This is a genomic window from Bacillus cereus group sp. RP29, assembly GCF_040459765.1.
Classification (GTDB): Bacteria; Bacillota; Bacilli; order Bacillales; family Bacillaceae_G; genus Bacillus_A; species Bacillus_A paranthracis.
Genome location: NZ_JARVHN010000002.1, coordinates 274570 through 296947, shown reverse-complemented (window position 1 = coordinate 296947; position 22378 = coordinate 274570). Strand labels below are relative to the sequence as shown.

Genomic DNA, 22378 nt, shown 5'->3' with positions numbered 1-22378 from the left:
CTTACTATTTAATTAATATCAATAAATCTATATATCGATTCAATTTCTTTGTATCTAACACATCATGAATGTCCTCATGGATTACATAAAATACATCTTCATTAGCATAGTCACTTATTAAAACTAAATCCGGAAATATATCCTTTACATTTTTTAAATCGATGTTACTTTTAATTTGTAATAAACACGTATCATTTAAAAATAGCTTTTTATTGTATTCTCGAAATACTGAGTCTTCTAATTGAAATAAATATACTTCTTCCTCATCCATTAAAAATGCTGCTTGAAACTTACATTCATCATTTATAGATTGCAGTAACGCATTAACAAAATTAATATGGGCGCATTCACTATTAGACTCAATATCATGATCTTGAATAGCAATTTCGTAATCATCCATATTAGCTTTTGCTAGCAAGTCTTTAGAACTACAAATAAAATAGATTAATTGAAAAAAAGAATTGTACATGTCGTATATACCAGTAGTATCATTTCCAACAAAAAACTCTTCAATATCATTCCACATATAATCCCCTCTTTTTCTACCATTAAAAAAATGGGAAGTCTTCATCTGTTGTATCTGCATATTCAACATTTCCTGTGATTTCATCTAAAATAGTTTGATTTTCGAATAATTCAGGTCTCATGTAATCTGCAGCTGCAACTATTAATTCAAGTTGAAAGTTCTGATCCAATAACTCTTTAACCGAGAATGAATCTTTACGTATAAACTTTAGAACTTTCGCTAAATCAATAGGTACCATTAAATCATCCACATCTAATTCACGATTATTCATCTCTAACAAAGAATTCTCAAATTCTTTGTAATTAAAGACGGCCACTTTTTTTATTATTTTCATAGTCAATTTATCCACCCTTCTTAGAAAATAAAAAAGACAAGGAATTGATCCTCGTCTTTTTCATAACTGCAGTTAATTTTTCTCTTCATAAACAACTAAAACTGTTACAAGTGGTTGGCCTTGATCATATTCACGATTAATGATCCCACCTGGTTTTATTTCTTTAACTATTTTCCCGTGATTATCACAATACTTCAAAAAACCATTCACTTCTTTATCAATATTTAATGCATCAGCAATAACAGTTCTAATTTGTAACATAATAAGTTCCTCCTAATATTTTTTTATTTTAAATATGTAATCTCAGAAATTCGAAATCCATCTATTTCTGGTACATATTTAAATTCCAGAATTAAGTCGTTTTGTTTAACCAAAAACAATCCTTTTTTTACTTTTGTAACAGTTCTTGGTTCTTCATAATTAAATAGACTTGGTTTACTTTTATAAGTAACTTTGTAATTCTTATTTGTACTAAAATAGTCTGATATATATCCATCAGCTAATTCTGCAGTTGTTACATGATTTCCTAAAAACATTTCTAGTTCTTTTTTGTTTTGATAAATAGTTAAGTGACCGTTCTTATCAATATCATCAAATATTAATTTGAATTGCCCACCTAAGTCATTAATCACATTTTGTGATAATTCATCTTCAAACAAATAATCGTATTGAATCTTTTGTTTCAAATCTTCTACTTTGATTGGAGTTAAAGCATCAGTTTGAGGCTCATATTTTATAAAGGTGTTATAAAAAACAAACATCATAGCTAAAACGCCTAACACTAAAAATAATCTTTTGATCTTCATAAAATCTTCATCCTTTCACAATGTGATGTTCTCCAAAAAACGCAAAAAAGCCCTTTTCGGAGTTATATTTAAAAAGAAAGTAAAAGTAAAAAACTTAAACTATCTTTGAAAATCGAAACCCCGAAAGGGCTATAGTAGTTATAGATATAAAAAATTGAAATTAAAAAAAGGTATACTTAATTTTAACAAATTACACCTGCAAAAACAACAATCTTCAGAATATTTAATCCGTTAAATTTATGTTATGATAAATATTATAAACCCTCAGAATGGAGTTTGATTTACAATTGAAAAAACGTCTAATTTCTATTTTTCCAATATTAATATTTATAATTGGCGTTACCTTACTTTTATTAAGACAGTTCGTTTTTTTTCCATATAAGGTTTCTGGAGTCTCTATGGAAAATACCTTATTTAATAATGACAAGGTTTTAATTAATCACCTCTCCCATTCAATAGAAGATCTGCAAAGATTTGATATAGTTGTTGTTAATTCCCCGTTAGAAAACACTTCTAATAATAAAACCATTATAAAAAGGGTAATTGGTTTACCTGGAGATACAATAGAATATAAATCACAGCAGCTTTATATAAATGGACTTGTGGTAAAAGATCTATACGCAAAAGGTAAAACAGCTGATTTTTCATTAAAAGGTATTTACGGTTTCGATAAAGTTCCGAATGATACAATTTTTATATTAGGAGATAATCGCGAGGAAAGTTTAGACAGCCGCTTTAAAGAAATAGGCTTTGTACCTTTGAATAATATAGAAGGCAAGGTGGTTCTACGCTATAAACCTTTGGACAGATTTGTGAAGTTTTAAGAAAACATTATTGTAACAACTTAAAAAAATGTCCTGTAAAAAGTGAAATACCCTATCGAATATACATTTTAATTATGTATTCGATAGGGTACATTTTATTTTTTATGAGTTACATTTAAATGAAACTTTTGAAGTATTTAGCTGGTATTAAAATAAGAATTTATGAAGTTTCTTTATTTTAAACTAATAGTAGGGCTGTCAGTTCTTTTTAAAATAACTTTTAATTAGCTATTCATTACTGATACAAAAATTTATAAATGAACCTTCTAAAATTCTCGCTATTGTAATTTTCAGCTAGCTGAATTTTTGTTTCGTCATCTACTTCATTTATTATTTTATCTTCTAAAACGGTAAAATAATCCTTAACTTCTTCTCTTTCCTTCCTAACTTTAAAATCTAGTAATTTTTCACCTTGCTCTTGATTTATTGAAAATTCCACTTCTGCATCTAAAGCAACATATAAAGCTTCTTTTAACGAAGACCGAACTATTGAGTTGAAAAACAATAAACTTAACTGCCTCTTAATTAAGTTCTCTTTCTTACTCATTAGTACTTCATTAAATTTTTCTATTTCTCCCTTTGTGCAATTTGCAAAAACCACATCTCGAATATAGTTTACATACTCATTTTTTTCCCTTTCCTCTTTTGCTTTAAATACACGATTTGGTAATTGTACAATGTTCATTTTTATTCCCCTTCGCTTCTGTATTTACTAATTTCTTTTTTCAAAACAAAAAGCCCTTTGGGATATGTCATATTAGTAGACTACATAGAGTAATCTCATAATTTAACAAAACCCGAAGGGCTAAAAGTTATAGTTAGAATTTAAAAATAAAAAAGAAAATAGTATAAATTCATTATAAGACGAAATGATAGAATTTTCCATATATTAATCGATTAAAAAAAGAATCCCAACTAGTAGTTGAGATTCTATACTTTTACTAAATTATCATTTTGCTAATATCTTATTTCGCTACATCATTAGAATTTGATGCAAGCAATCCATTTCCCTGCTCTTTAGATGTTGTTTCTGCTGGTTTCTGCTCTGGCTTTTGCTCTGGTTTCTGCTCTGGCTTCTGTTCTGGTTTCTGTTCTGGCTTCTGTTCTGGCTTTTGCTCTGGTTTCTGTTCTGGTTTCTGCTCTGGCTTCTGTTCTGGTTTCTGTTTTGGCTTCTGTTCTGGCTTTTGCTCTGGTTTCTGTTCTGGTTTCTGCTCTGGCTTCTGTTCCGGCTTCTGTTCCGGCTTTTCTTTCTCAAGAACTACCACATTCACTGTTTCAGTTGAGCTGTTTCCTTCCTTATCAGTTGCCGTTACTTGAACTGATATTGTACCTGGCTTACTTGTATCATACGCTCCCACTGTTACTACTGGATTTGAATCTTTATTATCTTTTACACTCACTAAACTTCCTGGACTCAATTTATCTCCCACATGTACGGTTACACCTTGTTTTGCTGTTATTACTGGTGCTTCCGTATCCTTCTCTTCTTCCTTTTCTACTACTTTTACTGTTACCGTTGCAGTTGAGCTGTTACCCGCATTATCAGTTGCTGTTACTTGAACTGATATTGTACCCGGCTTACTTGTATCATACGTTCCCACTGTTACTACTGGATTTGAATCTTTATTATCTTTTACACTCACTAAACTTTCAGGACTTAATTTATCCCCTACATGTACGGATACACCTTGTTTTACTGTTATTACTGGTGCTTCTGTATCTTTCTCCTCTTCTTTCTCGACTACGTTGACAGTTACCGTTGCAGTTGAGCTGTTACCCACATTATCAGTTGCTGTTACTTGAACTGATATTGTACCCGGCTTACTTGTATCATACGCTCCCACTGTTACTACTGGATTTGGATCTTTATTATCTTTTACTTCTACTAAATCACTTGCATTTAAGCTATCTCCTACATGTACAGTTACATTTTGTTTCACTGTTATTACTGGTGCTTCTGTATCCTTTTCTTCTTCTTTTTCTACTACTTTAACGGTTACTGTTGTACTTGAGCTATTTCCTGATGCATCTGTTGCAGTTACTGTTACTTGAATTTCTCCTGCCTTACTTGTATCGTACGCTCCCACTGTTACTACTGGGTTTGGATCTTTATTATCTTTTACTTCTACTAAATCACCTGCATTTAAGCTATCTCCTACATGTACAGTTACATCTTGTTTTGCTGTAATTACTGGTGCTTCTGTATCCTTCTCTTCTTCCTTTTCTACTACGTTAACAGTTACTGTTGTACTTGAGCTATTTCCTGATGCATCTGTTGCTATTACTGTTACCTGAATTTCTCCTGCCTTACTTGTGTCGTACGCTCCTACTGTTACTACCGGGTTTGGATCTTTATTATCTCTTACGTCTACCAAATCACCTGCATTTAAGCTATCTCCTACATAAACAGTTACACCTTGTTTCGCTGTAATTACTGGTGCTTCTGTATCTTTCTCTTCTTCTTTTTCTACTACGCTGACGGTTACTGTTGTACTTGAGCTATTTCCTGATGCATCTGTTGCAGTTACTGTTACTTGAATTTCTCCTGCCTTACTTGTATCGTACGCTCCCACTGTTACTACTGGGTTTGGATCTTTATTATCTTTTACTTCTACTAAATCTCCTGCATTTAAGCTATCTCCTACATAAACAGTTACACCTTGTTTCGCTGTAATTACTGGTGCCACTGTATCCTTTTCTGGTTTTGTTGTACCACCATCGTTACCATCTCCGCCCGTTGGTGGTTTTGTATCGCCTCCACCATCGTTACCATCTCCGCCTGTTGGTGGTTTTGTACCGCCTCCACCATCGTTACCATCTCCGCCTGTTGGTGGTTTTGTACCGCCCCCACCATCGTTACCATCTCCGCCTGTTGGTGGTTTTGTACCGCCCCCATCATCATTACCATCTCCGCCTGTTGGTGGTTTTGTACCGCCTCCACCATCGTTACCATCTCCGCTTGTTGGTGGTTTTGTACCGCCTCCACCATCGTTACCATCTCCGCCTGTTGGTGGTTTTGTACCACCTCCATTATTACCTTCACCACCTGTTGGCGGTTTCACTTCCCCGCCACTAGTGTCACCAGAAGTAGGTGGCTTTTTATCATTATTAATTGGAGGTATTGAGTTATCTGCAATAGCCACACCATCATTAATATTTAGATCGCCACCAAATACAAAGTTCTTACTATCCTTATTATCCGAGACAGAAGGATTGTTTGTTGCTGATGCAATTGAAGTATTTAAATCTGAAAAACGATTATTTGATTTATCACCGTCAATAACTGATGCTAAGTTACGATCTGAGTTTATAGCTGCGGTTGCAATTGAATCTGTTAAGTCATCAAATTTCTTTTTGGTTTTGTTATTTTCAATGATACCGGCTAAATTTTGGTCAGAGCTACGTTTTGCATTATCAATGATTTCATCAAAATCATTAGTATTTAGATTTTCAGTCGGCTCATTCTTACTTTCTTCTTTTTTCTCATCTTTTTTCTTTTCTTTTTCACTATCCTTTTTCTTTTTAGATACTGATGCTGTTTTAGTGCTCTTCTTTTCAGAAGAAAACAGTGAGCAGCCTGTAACTACCCCAACACTTAAGGTAGTTACAGTAGTCGTAAGTAACACTTTCTTTAAAATTTTCGAATAATCTAAAGGCACAATCAATTCCTCCCTATTACCTAACCTGCACTTATAGTTGCTACAGAAGTAGCAGAACTATTAGGTGTAGAATTATTAATTTTTTCGAGTAAATCTTTATTTCCAACTTTTTGAGCAAACTTTTTAGCTTCCTCAGATTTATTTAATTTCAAATAACTATTAACAATAATTCCTTCTCTTCTGCCATCTAGTGGCACTTGATCTCTTAATTTGATAACTTCTTCATGTTTGTTATCTAATGCAGCAATTTCAAAATTAATTAGTGGATTTTTTGTTTTTAATTCTTTTACTTTTTTCAAATTATCTACAGCTATATAATATGAAACTACTGATTCTGCAAAATCTTGTTCTAAGTCAATTGCCTTCTGTGCTTTACCACTTAATAGATACGTAAATAAAACCGCCTTTTTATCTTCTTTTCCTAATTTTTTATAATCCACTTTATCAAATTCCAAGGCAGCATCTTGATATTTTTGAACTGCAGATAACCTTAATCCATTTATTAAATTCGCATTAACTTCAAGACTATTTACATTATTTGCAGATGCAGCCTGTGAATTCTTCAAATTACTAAAGGCAAAACCTGCTACTACTAATAAAACAATTGATGCGACTCCTATAATAGCGTACTTATATTTTTTCATATTATTTAAGATTCCTTTTTTATCGATTACTACTTTCTCTTCTTGTTCAAATTTAGTTTCATTTGGTAGATCTCTTTCCTTATTTAAATTAATCTCATCACTTTCTGTTTCACCTTTAGCTACAACTATTTTTTGTCTCTGTTGTACTTCTTTTATTTTATTTTCTTCCTCTAATCTTCTTTTTCTTACTTCTTCAAGTTTTCTCTCTTCTTCCTTCCGTCGTGCTTCTACTTCTTTCCTTGCTGCTTCTTCGGCCCTTCTATGCGCTTCTGCTTCTGCTCGTTTTCTTGCTTCTTCCTCTGCTTTTCTACGTGCTTCCGCTTCTTCACGTTTCCTTGCTTCTTCTTCTGCTTTTCTACGCGCTTCCGCTTCTTCCTGGTTTCTTGCTTCTTCCTCTGCTTTTCTATGTGCTTCCACTTCTTCTTGTTTTCTTGCCTCTTCCTCTGCCTTTCTACGTGCTTCCGCTTCTGCTCGTTTTCTCGCTTCTTCCTCTGCTTTTCTACGTGCTTCCGCTTCTTCACGTTTCCTTGCTTCTTCTTCTGCTTTTCTACGCGCTTCCGCTTCTTCACGTTTCCTTGCTTCTTCTTCTTCTGCTTTTCTACGCGCTTCCGCTTCTGCTCGTTTTCTTGCTTCTTCCTCTGCTTTTTTACGTGCTTCCGCTTCTGCCTGGTTTCTTGCTTCTTCCTCTGCTTTTCTACGTGCTTCCGCTTCTGCTTGGTTTCTTGCTTCTTCCTCTGCTTTTTTACGTGCTTCCGCTTCTGCCTGGTTTCTTGCTTCTTCCTCTGCTTTTCTACGTGCTTCCGCTTCTGCTTGGTTTCTTGCTTCTTCCTCTGCTTTTCTACGTGCTTCCGCTTCTGCTTGGTTTCTTGCTTCTTCCTCTGCTTTTCTACGCGCTTCCGCTTCTGCTCGTTTTCTTGCTTCTTCCTCTGCTTTTCTACGCGCTTCTACTTCTTCACGTTCAATCGCTTCTTCTTCTGCTTCTTTTATTTTTAAATCATTCTCAGAAGTGCCTGCCTGATTTTGAATTGTAGTGATCCAATCAAGAGCTGGGTTACTATTTGAAGATTCATTTTTAGGTAAATTCACATTTACACTTTCTTCACGTTGGTTCCGCGGTTGTTCCAAATGCTCTTGTTGTATTTGCTCACTTATTGGATCTTTATTGACATCCTCATATTGTTCTTCTTCCTCTGCTAGTAATCGCTCTCTTCGTTCTTTTTCTTGTCTAATCCTTTCTTTAATTACGTTTCTTTTTCTATTATTTTGCATATAACAACAATGGCCTCCTTTCTATCAGTACCTCATTAATGAGAGTAATTAAATTATTCATCCTTCATAATTAATCATGAGATATTTCCACAAAAAAACTAAGGAAAAATACAGATAATATTATTTTTTTTAGCATGATAAACCAAAAAGAAGGATAAACAGGTCGCCCCATTTATCCTTCTTTTTTGAAATTGTAATACAGTTGAATATTTTATTATAGGTTGTTAGAAACTACTGTCTAATCCCTTTTTTAATAACTTTTCTCATTTCTTCATGTAAATTAATTAAATTTGACATGTTTTCTTTTATTTCTTTGATGGCACCCTCATCCAAATTAATTTCTAGTTCTTCAAAATGCGGAAAATCAAAAGGATTAAATTTATCCTTTTTAACATGGCACATAAATTCAGTTCCATCATTCAGTTTAATTTCAGCCGAACCATCACCAATCCATCTAACATCATGGAAATCAATTACGCCTTGACTAAACGAACTATATTTCTCTATTTCTTCTAAAAAGGGTTTAATAAGTTCATTTCTTTTTTTAGAAGCCCAATATGGATTCGCTCTTTCGCAATTCATATTCTCACATATATACTTTGATTGTCCATAATCCCCTTCTCGAACAAAGGAACCACATAATTCACAATAACTCATTATCCCCCTCCTAAAATATATAGTATAGTTTTTAATTTATATTATAAGAGATGTTCTTAATACATCACAAATTTTAGTTATTGAAATTTCCATAGTAAGATATGAATCTTTTCCCATTTTCATATTATTATCAGCTTCTGTAAGTATACATAAGATATTTCCTAAGTCATCTTTTGAAAGATTAAATCCCTTAATTTGTTCTTTAGACTTTTGTAATACATATGGATGGCAACCTAATATCCCAATTAGCTCTTTATCCTTTGTACAATTCTGTAAAACTTTAATTTTGAATAACATATCAAATTTATATATAAGGGTAGCTAATATTTGAATAGGATTATGCTTTTTCAAAATCAATTCATTAAATAATTCGATTGCTTTATTAGTATCTTGACTTAGTAAATATTCACTCAAATTAAAGATTGACTGCTCTAGACTCTTAACAGTGACCGCTGCTATTGCGTCCATAGTTATTTCTTTTCCACCGTTACTATATGCATACAACTTATCAACTTCATTTTTTAAACATCTTAAATTACACCCTACTGATACTATCAATTCCTGAACCGATTCATTAGAAATTTGTATGTTTTTGTTATTTGCATACTTTAGTATCCATGTAGCTGTTTCTGCCTGATTGAGTGTCTTTGCTTCAAAAATAATTGCTTTCTTTTTTAATTCTTTTACTACTTTTTTTCTTTGATCTAATTTTTCCTGATTAACAATTAATATTAGTACTGAATCCTCCATTTTCTTCTCTAAAAAACTGAGTATATAATTAACATCATGATTCACTTCTTTATTATTATCACTTGTTAAAAAATTCGCGTTTCTTGTTATGACGATTTTTTTACCTCCGAAAAATGAATACTCTTCTGCTTCATTTATCGCAGTTTGAATTGTTTCCTCTTCCATATCAAATTCAACAACATTTAAATCTTCTTTTGTATTATTAGTAAATTCCTGAATTATCCCTTTAACCTTATCTTCTAATAAATAAGTTTCTTTTCCATATAACACATATGTTGGCATTCCTATCCACCTCCAGATAATTTTATTAAAACAACGTGAGCTGTCCATCACTGTTAATGACATATTCCAATGGAGCAGCACTTAATGTATCCACACTTGATTTCGTATCATTTAAGATTTTCATAATAGATCGTTCTTTTTTAGGTAACTGAGCCTTTAATTTTAGAAACAACCATTTAAAGTAATCACTTATCATAGTCATCAACTCATCATCTTTTGGAAAAACAATTGAATTATAATTATCATACAAGAATGATGTTTCTATCTTTGCAATATAAAACAAGTACATCTCCCCAGCACGTGCGAATATCTCCGAATAATCTAAGTAATAATCTTTGTTATACTTCTTATTACTAAACCACTGAGATTTAAAAGCGTGCTCATTTTCTAATGAATCCACTTTTTTTGAAACAAGTTCTATATATCTATCTAATATCGGTCTAAACCGAATACCTTCACTTAATAGCGTTGAATCTTTCATCACTGTATAATCGATTAGATGCAAACATTCGTGTGCAAAAGAATTAGGAGCAGCAATATCTACTATTAGTGCTTTGACCGGTGAAGAAACGTATACACCATCTGCTTTTATTCTGCCTAATTTTTTTACCCTAAAGCTATGATCATTCAACTCAGGTAAAGGAACGACTTTTTTGAATTCTAAGAACTCCCTCTCTATTTTTTTGAATTTCATCAAGTATAGTGATAGGTAAGTCTTTAGGTTCGGCACCCTCCGCAAACAACTTTTCAGTGATACTAGTGATTAGTATGTATCTCTTTACTAAGTTGACCTTTTCCCCCACTTCACACCGTGCATGCGACTTTCACCGCACACGGCGTTCCCTCTTACTCCAAATAACCTAAATTTTAGAATTCTTTGAATGAATATCTAAAACATTAACTTGCTATTAGGATATTCTTCTTGATACTCTTTAGGTCTATAGGTTCTAACCCTACTTTTTCTCTCAACGAGTTAACTCTCTTGAGTTTAGCTCCTTTTATCTCATTCATCACAAGAAGATTATAGATTTTAACTTCATCCGTCATGTGAATTAGTCGGTGTATGTCGTTTTCAACTATGACCAAATTCTTGTAACTGTCGTCTTTATTTTTATGAAATGGAATGATGTGATGGCAATGCCAACCAATTATTCCAAGTAACTTTCCTGTTACATAACATTTACCTTGTTGACCAACAAATTTTGAGATTCGATTATCGTGGTATTCTATACTCCTGTCCGATAAATACTGTTCCATAATCGCTGCAATGGTTGTTTCAGCGATTTTCATAAGTTTGTTATGAATGAGCTTTCTACCATTAGATGTATAATTACTTATGTTTTGGTTAAAATTCATTGGAGCTTCATGTTTTTGTGCATGAATTGGAGCAAGTACCACTGGACCGAGAGAGATTAGTTTTGGATTATATCCTTTGTACCTCTTTTGTTGCATTTTGGTCATATCCTTATAGCTAGCTTGTTTTGTATTCAATCTAAGACGATTGTATATGGCTCTCTGACAATGAAAGCTAATCTCCGATAGATTTAATGTTATATTAGTTGCTATTTTATAATAGTTTTGAATGCCCATCACCGTAGAGTTGAAAAGTTTTGCCTTATCTGGTGTGGGTGACTTCTGTATTGTTTTAATGGCTTTAGTTATTTTATCTTTTGCTTTTTTCAAAGCTTTAGGCGACATGCGACTAGTGCAAGTGTACTTTGGTTCCTTTAGAATTGATTTAACATAGTTCTTAGTTCTCCATTTCCCTGTATTTTCGTCTTTCACATTAGTTTTCGCCCATTGTTTAGTTTCCTTATAACCTTTAGCCTTAACTTTTAACTGGAAACCCAGAAAATCGGACCAATTTTTCTTTAGATTAACCACTTTGGACTTGTCTTCAGAGCAGTCCAATTGTAGTCTTTCCTTTAGAAATTTTTCTACAGCAATTTTGGTTTTGATTGCTTGGTTTCTAGTTCTACAAAGTATTTTGAAGTCGTCAGCATATCGAATAATGTAGATTTCCTTTAGTTTAGTGCTTTTTAAAGCTCTAAACTTGTTTGATTGGGTATATTGATGTTTCGTTTCAAAAGTTTCATATTGATTGCTTACCCACCAGTCTAATTCATTAAGTACAATGTTTGATAATAGTGGTGATAGGATACCTCCTTGAGGTGTTCCCTTGGACGGGATGCCTTCACCTTCTATTTCAGCTTTGACTAGGGTAGAGATTATGGAAAGCAATTTTTTATCTTTAATACCCAATGTCCACATCTGTTTAAGAAGTTTGCCATGATTCACATTATCGAAGAATCCTTTAATATCAACATCGACGCAATGGTGCAATCCACATTGATTTATAAGAAATAACATTCTTGCAATAGCATGATTGGTTCCTCTGTTAGGTCTGAATCCATAGGAGTGGTTGTGAAATCTCGCTTCGCAAATTGGTTCCAAAACTTGTAGAATACACTGTTGGAACAACCTATCCCACATACATGGGATGCCAAGCGGTCTTTTTTTCCCGTTTTCCTTCGGAATCATTTTTCGACGAACAGGTTTAGGGACATAAAAATCAAACATTTTCTCGATATTTTCAACTATTACATGTGGAGGTAATTTAGCAATGTCTTTGATGGTTATCCCATCAACACCTGCTGTATCTTTTCCTCCGTTTCTTTTGATGTTTCTGTATGCTAATCGGATATTTTTCTTGCTTTTCATTATGCTAATGAGATTTCTAAAATATTTCCCTTGTTGACTTTGAGAATACAATTCATCAAAAATTTCTTGAATGTCATAGTATTCGTTATGCCTTAGCTTCTTACGTTTTTCCAAGTCGCTAATCACTCCCGTAGGAGATTTCACTTTCTTAGTCATACGAGAACCTTGAAATCGTTAGATTCTAAATAAGGGAATAATTAGTTATCCTTCTGTAAGACTAGTGGCTGTCCCTCCGCCGCTTATTATCACGGGTTCATTGGTATATTGCCACCACTTTCACTGAGTTAAAATTAAGTTATCCTTTATGTGCTAATCTCACACTATAAGTTTTCCTTAATACCGATTCATTGACGGTAAAGTCTCCTCGTACTCAGCTTCCTGTGTTCCGATAAACTTATCCAAATAAATATCCTTAGATATCTCCTATGAGCCTGTCTATTCAATAATGCCTGTAACATTATAAGGGCGTTCATAACGTCGAAACTTACTAACCCTCATAGACTACCTACTTAGGGGGCAGAAACCTTTCGATTCCTTCAACGTCTAGACCCGTACATTCGGAGCTTCGTCAGTTCATATGGTGCTAAAGCACATTTAGAACATTCTTATCATAGATATTTGGGACCACCGACCTATCTTGCCCTCGACCACCTCTGGTTCGCATTTCCTCAGCTTAATCTGTTAGGGGACAATCTCAGTCGACTTCACCGAGCTTCTGACAAAAGATTATTTACCTAATCCGTTTCCAGTCGGAGTATTATGGAAAGCCCTTCAAGGCGTTACCCTATCATTTGACTTTTCAGTTTATCAGTTCCTGATAATTGTATCTTTATCAAGCCTAAGCTTTTCACTTAGGAACACATCGCACCAACATCATTGTCTAATTCAACATACCCAAAGTTCTCCTTAAAACAATTGTTCTTCATTACCTTAAATGTTGATTTGTTTATATGTTTTTTTGTTTCAAAAAAACGGGCATAAACCGTAGCTTTATCGCCCCTTATTTTAATATGCTTTTTTATATTCTCCTGTCTATCTATAAACTCTCTGAGCATGATTTTATAATGCAGATCGTTAAAATTATGGATCACATTATACTCTGAATTTAAGTAAAGTTTATAGAAACTTCTTGTTTCATCAACTACAGGAATTATATTTAATTCTGCATTAGCACTAATATATTTAAATTTTTTCAACTTCTCAAAAACCATTCTTCCTTCAGCATTCATATTATCAATTTTCATATCCACATATACATCGATGACATTTCCATTCTCCATCTTGTTCTCAAAGCAAAATTTTATCCCCTGATATTCATACAACTCGGGGTTAGAAATAATAAATAGCTCAAGCGAATTCTCTAGAAATGCCTCGGCTAATAACGTCCCTAAATCAATTAGTCTATATGACTTATAATCCGTTTTAATTCTATATGAGCGCAAATGAGCACTCTTTCGAATAGGGATTTTCCCAAATGCAATTCCTGTTTTTTCAAGGAATTGCTGTTTATTATTTGAAAACTTCTTCACTTTTATATTAATCGGTAATAATTCTTTAAAATTTCGAACTGTAAATCTCTCTTTATAATCATTACGTCTTTCTTTTAATTTCGGATTAATGTCTGTCAATAAGTGTATTGCACTTGAGTATCCTTCCTCTTCAATCTCTGATATTTCTATTGATTGCCTTGAAAATGGGATTCCTTCTATTATTTCTTCTAGTTCTTTATAACTTGTTACTTGTTCTATTTTTCTTCTGTAATATTTTATTAATGCTTTTAAAGTCTCTTCTTTCAACTCAGCAGTTGAATACTGATTAATTGGTTTTCTAAACTTTAATTGAATGTCCATAAACTCCTTAGAAAAACCGTTATTTTTTAGTTTTTTTCCCAGTTCTTTTCTTAAACTAAAGATTTTTTCTCTTTTCTGCATCACATAGTTTCCTCCTTTAGACACAAAAAGCCCCTCAAGGTCGCGTATTATTACAAACTTTAATAACAAATTTGTAATTCACGTTACCCGAGGGGCAAAATTTTGTGAAATAGATTTAAAAATAAAAAGATACAATATGTATATTATACTGTATCTTCTGACAAATATGAATATTCATTTTCACGCCATGTTAAGTTCATCCATCACTTTCATTTTTTCGTGAAGTAAATTGAAAATTTCACTCTTATGTTGACATTTCTTTAATTTTTTTATTGCTTCATCTTTTATTTGTGAAACTCTTTCAGTTGTAATCATAAGTGCTTTTGCAATTTCTTTATGCAAATACACTTTACCGTCAAGTAGACCAAAACATAAATTTAGCACCATCTTTTGCTTTGGATTTAATACTTCATCAAATATTAACCATATCTCGTAATTTAAGTCCTCTATTATCATCTCATTTGTTGAAGGTATTGCTGATCTATCATCAAAGAATGGCGTTGATATACCTACATCTTCATTTATAGTATCTATATCCAAAGTCATAGTAGTAGCTCGTTTATAATATACTTTGTGCCTTATAACCGTTTCTCTAGTTACATTTAGCTCTTTTACTACTTCTTCTACCGATGGAGTCCTATTGTACCTTTGTAAATATTTATCTTCCAATTCTACATATTTCAAATTAAATTGATTTACATGAGTAGGAATTTTAAAAGGCCCAGACTTTTTTTTACGTATAATTCCTAACATACTTTTTTGTATCCACCAGAAAGCGTATGTGGAAAAACAATATCCTAAATCCGGATTAAAATCTTCCATTGCCCGTAACATTCCCTCATTTCCCTCTTGAACCAAATCATCAAATTCTATATCAGGATGCTTATTTTTATAATTTCTTGCAATTGATAATACTAGACCTTCATTTACATGGAACAAATAGTCACGAAGATCTTTTTCTCCATGCTTATACCGCTTAAACAAATGTAAACTTTCTTCTTTTGACAGTACCTTGTAATTTCCAATTCCCCTAATATTATTATTGTTTTCTTCAGTATTAGGCATTGGCCTAATAGTTACTGCAGCAGTACCTTGTGTTATAGTTTTATTTAATGATTCATCACGATTTATCCTGCTATATGATTGATTCATACCCATTCCTCCTCTCTCTTTTTTAACGGATTGTTTCTAAAAACAACTTTGTTTCCTTTTGTACACTACTAATTAACTTACATTCTTTTGCACATGTATTAGAAACTTCCTTATGCGCTTTCGTTTTTCTCAGCTCTTTATATATATCGCACCCTTTACAGATGCTACTAATGCCTTCCATTATTTCTAATTGCTTTCTTCTTTCATATAAAAATTGTTCTTTTGTTTTCTTCTCGCTTACTCGTCTCCCCATTTGTTTCACCTCGTATACATGAATAGTATTTAGTAATTAAAAACTATCATCGATATGACATAGATACGAAACTTCCTCTTCAAAAATCTTCCAATTTCCCCTGTATGTATATGATATAGGATTATAAAAAAATGTAAAATCAATTCTTCAAAAAATTTAAAAAAATTACCAAGATATTAAAATATACATCATTTTCTTGTGGTTTGACTAATTATATCTATATAAACTTAGCAAAATAATTACACATCATTTCACATATATATTACTCTTCATAATCATCAAAATTTAAATATACAATCTAAACCTTGATGATTATGAAGAACAAGTATAAAATGATGGATGCTTTGTATTTTTACTACAAAACATCCATTAAAACAAAGTAAAAAATGATTTACCATTAAAACCCCTATTTACATTTATTGACTATTACATACTTTATTTGTATAATTAAAAAACATGAACTTTATTATAAAACCCCATTTTACCAGTGATTATCTTACCTTTTCTACTGCTGGAATATAATCCTGCAATAACAAATCATCAAGTCCCTTCCCAAGATTGATATCCCAACTAGCATAATTAATACTAATACCTTCCTGATATAATGCTTGTGCACACTCTAACAATGTTCTTTGAACGTCAGGATTTGTAATCATATCCATGTCTAAAGCGAAAGTCGCCTGCTTAACCCCCATTTTTTTTAATGGATCAATTAATATTCTCCAAACTTTTACTCCTGGTATGGATACAACTGTAGTACCATACATTAACTTCTCCTCATTGGTTAGAAGTTCGTCTAAGTTTTCTGCAGATATATCAGCCTTTAAACTACCTTCTGTGATCCATACATTATCCTTTTTAATTAATTCTCCACGTTCCCAATATTGCAACTCTCGACTTGGTACTGCTACATGTATCGGTAATGGGTTACCAGCTCCTGTTCCATGAAACTTTCCACCGGAGCTAACCCAAATGTATTTACTCTCCAATTTCAGCTGTACTTCACCTATTTTCTTGCCTTCGTAATCTATTTCATACCATTCTTTTACATCTACTGCACCTTTAAACAACGACTCTTTCTTACCATTGATTTTATAAGTTACTTCAATGATATTAGGCTGCTCAATAACAGCTGCTTGAAAGCTAGGTTTATGGTCTCTCACAACTGTCACATATTTTGGATTATCAATTCTATACTGAAAACCACATATTTGATTATAAATATTCCTTTGTGGAATTAAGAGAGAATCTCTCCTACCCGCAAATGTAAAATACCTTCCTTCCTTTGTTTCTTTTGCATAGAATCCCGGGATCCCTACAATCAAACTTGTTTTACCGCCAGCTTTCTTGATTATTTCTTTCGTTACATCCCATGGTTTGATAGGAAAACTTTTATAATTTCGTATATTTATTGTTTCTATTGCAATCCTACGTTCAGGACCAGTCAACATTTCAATATGTTCTTCTCGTAGTTCTAGTTCTTGCAGAAACATGTAATATAAAACATCTAAAGTATAATCATTTTTCTTTTTATGTTCTTTTACCATCTGATCCGGCGAAAAATCATATCCCCTTTTTTGTTTTTCATTGACTATATGCAAATAGCCAGCTTCACCTAATTTAGTATCAGATTCTATTCGCCCACAAATTATTTTTGTTTCAGTTTCATTTACCAATAGCGATAGGTAAGCTTTTGATGCTATCTCCAGCTTTTCCCCCGCTCTGCACCGCACAGGCGAGTTTCCCCGCATACGGCGCGCCATCTAACTAGTTCATTGTGATAGCCTTAAGATTACATTTCTTACGATATTGGTTTATCTTTCTAACCATTTCATCATTTAGCGACCATTCTTTCATGTATTTTTCAATCGTTTCTAACCGTGTAGCATGAATTAGCTTATGAATGTCTACATGGATAATTCTGAGGTTATTGTAGCTATCATCACCGCCAAGATGTAATGGGATATAATGATGACAATGAACCTCATAAGCATATAAAAATCTTTCTGTGATTTCACATCTTCCTTTTTTCATAGAATATCTTGAAAGTCTATTATCATAGAATTCAATACTATTATTTAGAGTTAATGATTTCCTCAAGACTTCAAGTTGTGAATTAACCATCATATCGAGATTTTTATATATCGCTGCTCTTCCTTCTATAGTGTAAACATTGTACTTATTAGGTAATAACCTCGTAACTACATAGTTTATATCGTGTAATGGATAAATATATACGCCGGCTATTTCCCATGTTTTATAAGTTAAGCTATATCGCTTCTTATACGTTTGGTTAGCATTTAAAGGATATTTTTTCTTACTAATATCCTTCAGACGATTGTACATGAGCGTGGAAAGTTTATATGAGACATCCTTTAGTTCCCTAAAAACATTCGTGGCATATTTAAAGTAATTTTGTATTCCGGCAATGTACTGATTAAGATTCAAGATATTTTCAGCTATTGGTTCTTTTTGAATTTTTTTGATTTTCTTCTTTACCTTGCTCTTAATCTCTTGCTTCTTTTTATTCTTAATATTAGTCTGCATTACATACTTTAATCTGCCTTTATTATTACTCCCCTTAACCTTTGCACAGATTTTGAATCCTAGAAATTCCGAATAACCCCTTCTAAGGTTTATAACTTTAGATTTTTCAAGCGAAATATCTAGTTTCAGTCTTTCTTTTAGGTATAAGCGTACAGCGTAGTACCATTTTTGTGCTGTCTTCCAATCCCTCGCAAATATTTTAAAATCGTCCGCATATCTCACAATATAGCCTTCTTTTAAGTTTGTGGTTTTTAAAGCTCTATTCTTCTTATTATCACCAGAATATTCCCGCTTCGTTTTAAAACCTTCCCATTGGCTATATACCCATTGATCTAAATCATTAAGGACAATATTGGATAGTAACGGAGAAAGTATTCCACCCTGTGGGGTTCCTTTACTAGGCAACCCTTCACCTTTTATTGGAGCTTTTAACATCTTCATGATAATTTTAAGAACTATCCTGTCCTTAATTCCCATATTCCACAGTTGTTTCATTAGTAGGGTGTGATTTACGTTATCGAAAAACCTCTAATATCAATATCAACGACATAATTAAGCTGATATCTGTTTACGAGAGATGCACACCTAGCAATAGCATGGTTAGCACTTCTAATTGGTCTAAAACCATAACTGTGTTTATGAAATTTCGCTTCAGCTATTGGTTCTAAAACCTGCTTAAACATTTGCTGTATTAGCCTATCCTTCATGCAAGGTATACCTAATGGCCTTTTTTCTCCATTAGGTTTAGGGATCATTTTTCTCCGAACTGCTTTAGGTTTATAATTCGTTAAATCATCTCTTATAAATTGAATAAACTCACCTTTTGTCATTCCTTTATAGTTATCGATGGTAAATTTATCAGTACCTTCCGTTTTTGACCCTTTATTTGATTTGATTGAACGATATGCAAGTAAAATATTCTCTTCGGAAATGATAATTCTGTATAGTTTGCGAAATGATTGATTTTCTGTGCTCGACTTGTATAAATTATCAAATACAGTATGCATACCGTAATATTCCCAATGTCGTAATGACGTGTTCAGTGTGGCATCTCCTTTCAATTTCTCATGTAATGAAGATGTCTCCCACTTTCCTACTCGACCGCTGAACTTCGTCTTAAGGTATTACTTTAGGTTATAAACTAGTTAGACTTAGGCCCATCCCTCCACGTTTATTAGACGTTTCTTTGGTACTGTGGCCCTACTCTCACAACGATAAATACATTTCGGAAAATTAATTTTTCCTTATAGTAACCGCCCCGATGATAGTCGTTGAAATAGACGTTCGTTGCTTTCTCCGTTCCAATTATCCTAGCTGTACATATATTCCCTTAGGTCGTGACTTTAGGCCTGTAAATCTTATAGCATCATTGTTTGCTATCCCGATTTTCATGGGTGCAAAGCTTACTCATCGGTAATTTACCAATCTCTTTGGATTGCGGAAACTTTCGTATTCCGTAGGCTTCTAGACCTGTACATTCGCCACTTTGTCAGTGTTACCTTTACACATTCTAACCATAGGAATCTTATAGCCCCCCGCCCTATCTTTAATCATACCTTCTCACCAAGTGGCTCCAGATTAAATTCAGGCGACTTCACCTAGCTTCGTACCTCTCACCGCTATCACAGTTTGACGCACGTAGGAGTATTAGGGAAAGTGTTTCAGCTCAACATGACGGCTTTCATTCCACTTTTCGAATAATTAGTTGTGAGCTCTTATCAAAGAACCCCAATCATTTCATTCCATTAACATGACATTACCATGTTGATATGGAACTTATAGATTAACGGATCGCACTACACCATCCTTGATGACCGCATATTGGGCAAGTTGTTCTATAATATTCAAACCATCTTTCATTGCTACCTTTACTCATACTTCTTGCAGGCCTTAAAACTCTACTTACCGCTAATTTTTCTATCGACATAATATCTCTCCTTTTCCATTAAATTAATAAAAAAAGCCCTTTGGAATACGGAGGTTAAATACCACACAATAGTGTAATTTAATCCGTAACCCGAAGGGCTTTATGTAATCACTAGAAAATAAAACAAAAAATTGAAAGAGTATATTACGAATATACTAAATTTTCCTAATTTAATCTAGGGATTAATAATAATTTTTTTCATTACATTCCAAATCCTTTTTACATTAGACTCATCGTTATAACTGCCTTTAAAATTCGATTCTGATATTAAATAATTCATAATATGTTCGAATCCAGGCTTTAACTTTGCAAATGTAGCATCATCCTCAACAAAAAGTCTATTAGAGTATTGTATTTTAGCTACTTCCTCAAAAATAGAAGGAAATTCAAACAAAATATCAGATTCAAACATTTTCTGAATTATTTTTGGTTTACTAAACTCAAACTGATCTATAAAGATGAGTTTAGTTTCAACTTTAGGATTTATTTTTTGAGTAATAAATTTCGAGGCAAGATTATAATTATATACATCGTTATTGCATAGGATCCATAATTCATCAATGTGTTTTAAACTTTCAAGTGTATGCTTTACCATAGGACCAGAAGGAATATCTAAAAAGACTAAATCAAAAAAACGTAGTCCTTCAATGTAATAGCGGTTCATTATGTTATCTGTAAAGCATTTATAATTATTGCGATTAAAAGGGAAAAAGGTTACTCCCTTATAATGAAGTGGAATGTGTTGTGTTGTTAAATTAGGGTTAATTAAATAATCACTTAATGATATCCAACGTTCATCTATGTTCAAAAATTTTTGAACATAAGAATATAATTTTGGTGTATTTGATACACCTTCTAACACAGAAATTGAAATTGAGTAATTAGCCATAAACACGGCGAGGTTAGTCAAAAAGCTTGTAACGCCTACACGATTAATAGGTGACCATACACCAATTACTTTTTCACCTATTAGTTTTCTTCTATGAACAGGGATATTTATATAATTTCTAAGGTTTAATATTGCTTTTTCATATGTTTCTTCACTTATTGCAAGTACACTTTCCCTTTTTATAGTTTCTTTTTTAATTTCTTCACTTACCGGAGTACCCTCTCTACTACATATATCATCTTTAGAATTGTTAGCATTTTGATTTTCAAGAGGTTTTTCTAAATAATTCTCTTTACTAGCAGCTACATTTCCATCATTATATTTCTCGATTGCTTTGGTTTCATTTTGAACAATATTATCCTGTTCATTTTTATCAGTATTTAATTTTCGTATTTTGACTTCCTCTATAATATGAGATTCTATTTCTATATCTTCATTATTTTTATCACGCGATTCTTTACTACCGGAATTCTCCTGGTCTCCCTCACCTACATCGCTTCTTGAGTTAACCATAATTATTTTTTGTAAATAAGAATGTAAACTGTCGGGTGTATTATCAACTACTTTAAAAGGATGTGTTATAAGATCTAGTTCTAAACTATCTAATTCATCAGCTAAGCATATCTTGTAATTCGCTCTTAAGTTTTGCCGCAGCATTGCAATATAACTGCTTCCATTTTCGCCTATTATTTCTTCTGAATCCACGAAAACTGCAAAAACTTCATTATAATCGTCTATGTTGGTATACGTAACTTCAATGATCTCATCACCAGGAAAAAATTCTTCAATAACCTTTTTTAATTCGGTAGCAATTGATTTTAAAACTAGAACTTTCAATTCAAGCACCACCTTGCTCTCTACTCAAATTAAATTCCTCTAATAAACGACATAACTGTTTCCTCATTTTGTATGAAAGCTCATACTTACCATTTTCTATATTGGATAAATGGCTAGGAGTCACTCCTAATTCTTTAGCTAATTCGTTTTGTTTAATTCCTAATCTTTTTCTACAAAGCACCAATATTTCAGAATCATTTTCTGGCTTCAATGTATCAATAAGCAACCTTCCCCCTCCTTCCATTATTCAAATTGTTAACGAACTATTTAAATTCCTTGTCATAATAAGAATATTCTTTTTCTACCAAATTACTAAGTGTTTCTCTCGAAAAAATAAATTGAAAATACTGACTACAAAACATATACTTAA

General features: G+C 32.7%; 18 protein-coding genes and 1 pseudogene. 1 reads left to right on the top strand and 18 read right to left on the bottom strand.

The window, feature by feature from the left end:
* Nucleotides 1-4 precede the first annotated feature (4 nt).
* From QCI47_RS29550 to QCI47_RS29535, 4 genes are all read right to left on the bottom strand, one after another.
* The gene (locus QCI47_RS29550) at nt 5-526 is read right to left on the bottom strand and encodes a hypothetical protein (RefSeq protein ID WP_000266984.1); all 522 of its coding nucleotides are present in this window, start codon (nt 524-526) and stop codon (nt 5-7) included.
* 22 nt (nt 527-548) lie between these two features.
* Entirely contained in the window at nt 549-797 is a 249-nt protein-coding gene (locus QCI47_RS29545; RefSeq protein WP_232481706.1) for a hypothetical protein, read from the bottom strand.
* Nucleotides 798-932: 135 nt separating this feature from the next.
* Entirely contained in the window at nt 933-1121 is a 189-nt protein-coding gene (locus QCI47_RS29540; protein WP_000939328.1) for a hypothetical protein, read from the bottom strand.
* A gap of 23 nt (nt 1122-1144) precedes the next feature.
* On the bottom strand, nt 1145-1666 hold the full coding sequence (locus QCI47_RS29535) for a hypothetical protein (protein ID WP_000695115.1): 522 nt from the start codon (nt 1664-1666) through the stop codon (nt 1145-1147).
* 269 nt (nt 1667-1935) lie between these two features.
* Between QCI47_RS29535 and lepB the strand changes: the two genes are divergently transcribed.
* Nucleotides 1936-2490, top strand: coding sequence for a signal peptidase I (gene lepB, locus QCI47_RS29530; RefSeq protein ID WP_029948453.1), 555 nt, complete (start codon nt 1936-1938; stop codon nt 2488-2490).
* Between the two features lie 235 nt (nt 2491-2725).
* Here the strand turns inward: lepB and QCI47_RS29525 are convergent, their stop codons facing one another.
* The 14 genes and pseudogenes from QCI47_RS29525 to QCI47_RS29460 form a co-directional block, all read right to left on the bottom strand.
* On the bottom strand, nt 2726-3175 hold the full coding sequence (locus tag QCI47_RS29525; RefSeq protein WP_001028512.1) for a hypothetical protein: 450 nt from the start codon (nt 3173-3175) through the stop codon (nt 2726-2728).
* Between the two features lie 280 nt (nt 3176-3455).
* Nucleotides 3456-6149, bottom strand: coding sequence for an adhesin (locus QCI47_RS29520; protein ID WP_025921772.1), 2694 nt, complete (start codon nt 6147-6149; stop codon nt 3456-3458).
* Nucleotides 6150-6169: 20 nt separating this feature from the next.
* On the bottom strand, nt 6170-8062 hold the full coding sequence (locus QCI47_RS29515) for a hypothetical protein (RefSeq protein WP_001180714.1): 1893 nt from the start codon (nt 8060-8062) through the stop codon (nt 6170-6172).
* A gap of 231 nt (nt 8063-8293) precedes the next feature.
* On the bottom strand, nt 8294-8719 hold the full coding sequence (locus QCI47_RS29510) for a hypothetical protein (protein WP_000119415.1): 426 nt from the start codon (nt 8717-8719) through the stop codon (nt 8294-8296).
* A 36-nt stretch (nt 8720-8755) separates the two neighbouring features.
* Nucleotides 8756-9751, bottom strand: a complete 996-nt coding sequence (gene holA, locus QCI47_RS29505) for a DNA polymerase III subunit delta (RefSeq protein WP_001143700.1) — start codon at nt 9749-9751, stop codon at nt 8756-8758.
* 25 nt (nt 9752-9776) lie between these two features.
* Complete coding sequence (locus tag QCI47_RS29500; RefSeq protein WP_000669423.1) at nt 9777-10445, bottom strand: LPD1 domain-containing protein; 669 nt, start codon at nt 10443-10445, stop codon at nt 9777-9779.
* Between the two features lie 203 nt (nt 10446-10648).
* The gene (gene ltrA / locus QCI47_RS29495; RefSeq protein WP_013142315.1) at nt 10649-12628 is read right to left on the bottom strand and encodes a group II intron reverse transcriptase/maturase; all 1980 of its coding nucleotides are present in this window, start codon (nt 12626-12628) and stop codon (nt 10649-10651) included.
* 695 nt (nt 12629-13323) lie between these two features.
* Nucleotides 13324-14403, bottom strand: a complete 1080-nt coding sequence (locus tag QCI47_RS29490) for a hypothetical protein (RefSeq protein WP_001171910.1) — start codon at nt 14401-14403, stop codon at nt 13324-13326.
* 180 nt (nt 14404-14583) lie between these two features.
* Nucleotides 14584-15555 carry a sigma-70 family RNA polymerase sigma factor gene (locus QCI47_RS29485; RefSeq protein ID WP_001076758.1) on the bottom strand — a complete coding sequence of 324 codons (972 nt, stop codon included), beginning with the start codon at nt 15553-15555 and terminating at the stop codon, nt 14584-14586.
* 22 nt (nt 15556-15577) lie between these two features.
* Nucleotides 15578-15808 (bottom strand): hypothetical protein, encoded by a 231-nt coding sequence (locus tag QCI47_RS29480; protein WP_000533694.1) that lies wholly within the window; start codon nt 15806-15808, stop codon nt 15578-15580.
* A 491-nt stretch (nt 15809-16299) separates the two neighbouring features.
* Nucleotides 16300-17541, bottom strand: coding sequence for a DUF3854 domain-containing protein (locus tag QCI47_RS29475; protein ID WP_078399686.1), 1242 nt, complete (start codon nt 17539-17541; stop codon nt 16300-16302).
* Nucleotides 17542-17575: 34 nt separating this feature from the next.
* Nucleotides 17576-19398: pseudogene (gene ltrA, locus QCI47_RS29470) on the bottom strand (group II intron reverse transcriptase/maturase).
* A gap of 1059 nt (nt 19399-20457) precedes the next feature.
* Nucleotides 20458-22017, bottom strand: a complete 1560-nt coding sequence (locus tag QCI47_RS29465) for a hypothetical protein (RefSeq protein ID WP_239534394.1) — start codon at nt 22015-22017, stop codon at nt 20458-20460.
* Nucleotides 22010-22234, bottom strand: a complete 225-nt coding sequence (locus QCI47_RS29460) for a helix-turn-helix transcriptional regulator (protein WP_000904320.1) — start codon at nt 22232-22234, stop codon at nt 22010-22012. Before QCI47_RS29460 ends, QCI47_RS29465 begins: the two co-directional genes overlap by 8 nt.
* Between the last annotated feature and the right edge of the window lie 144 nt (nt 22235-22378).

What these genes read in the sequence shown, in the direction of transcription:
- QCI47_RS29525 (WP_001028512.1), bottom strand. Translation starts at nt 3,175, where the DNA reads ATGAACATTGTACAATTACCAAATCGTGTATTTAAAGCAAAAGAGGAA.
- QCI47_RS29535 (WP_000695115.1), bottom strand. Translation starts at nt 1,666, where the DNA reads ATGAAGATCAAAAGATTATTTTTAGTGTTAGGCGTTTTAGCTATGATG.
- QCI47_RS29545 (WP_232481706.1), bottom strand. Translation starts at nt 797, where the DNA reads ATGAATAATCGTGAATTAGATGTGGATGATTTAATGGTACCTATTGAT.
- QCI47_RS29500 (WP_000669423.1), bottom strand. Translation starts at nt 10,445, where the DNA reads ATGAAATTCAAAAAAATAGAGAGGGAGTTCTTAGAATTCAAAAAAGTC.
- holA (WP_001143700.1), bottom strand. Translation starts at nt 9,751, where the DNA reads ATGCCAACATATGTGTTATATGGAAAAGAAACTTATTTATTAGAAGAT.
- QCI47_RS29515 (WP_001180714.1), bottom strand. Translation starts at nt 8,062, where the DNA reads ATGCAAAATAATAGAAAAAGAAACGTAATTAAAGAAAGGATTAGACAA.
- QCI47_RS29485 (WP_001076758.1), bottom strand. Translation starts at nt 15,555, where the DNA reads ATGAATCAATCATATAGCAGGATAAATCGTGATGAATCATTAAATAAA.
- QCI47_RS29490 (WP_001171910.1), bottom strand. Translation starts at nt 14,403, where the DNA reads ATGCAGAAAAGAGAAAAAATCTTTAGTTTAAGAAAAGAACTGGGAAAA.
- QCI47_RS29510 (WP_000119415.1), bottom strand. Translation starts at nt 8,719, where the DNA reads ATGAGTTATTGTGAATTATGTGGTTCCTTTGTTCGAGAAGGGGATTAT.
- ltrA (WP_013142315.1), bottom strand. Translation starts at nt 12,628, where the DNA reads ATGACTAAGAAAGTGAAATCTCCTACGGGAGTGATTAGCGACTTGGAA.
- QCI47_RS29550 (WP_000266984.1), bottom strand. Translation starts at nt 526, where the DNA reads ATGTGGAATGATATTGAAGAGTTTTTTGTTGGAAATGATACTACTGGT.
- QCI47_RS29540 (WP_000939328.1), bottom strand. Translation starts at nt 1,121, where the DNA reads ATGTTACAAATTAGAACTGTTATTGCTGATGCATTAAATATTGATAAA.
- lepB (WP_029948453.1), top strand. Translation starts at nt 1,936, where the DNA reads ATGGAGTTTGATTTACAATTGAAAAAACGTCTAATTTCTATTTTTCCA.
- QCI47_RS29480 (WP_000533694.1), bottom strand. Translation starts at nt 15,808, where the DNA reads ATGGGGAGACGAGTAAGCGAGAAGAAAACAAAAGAACAATTTTTATAT.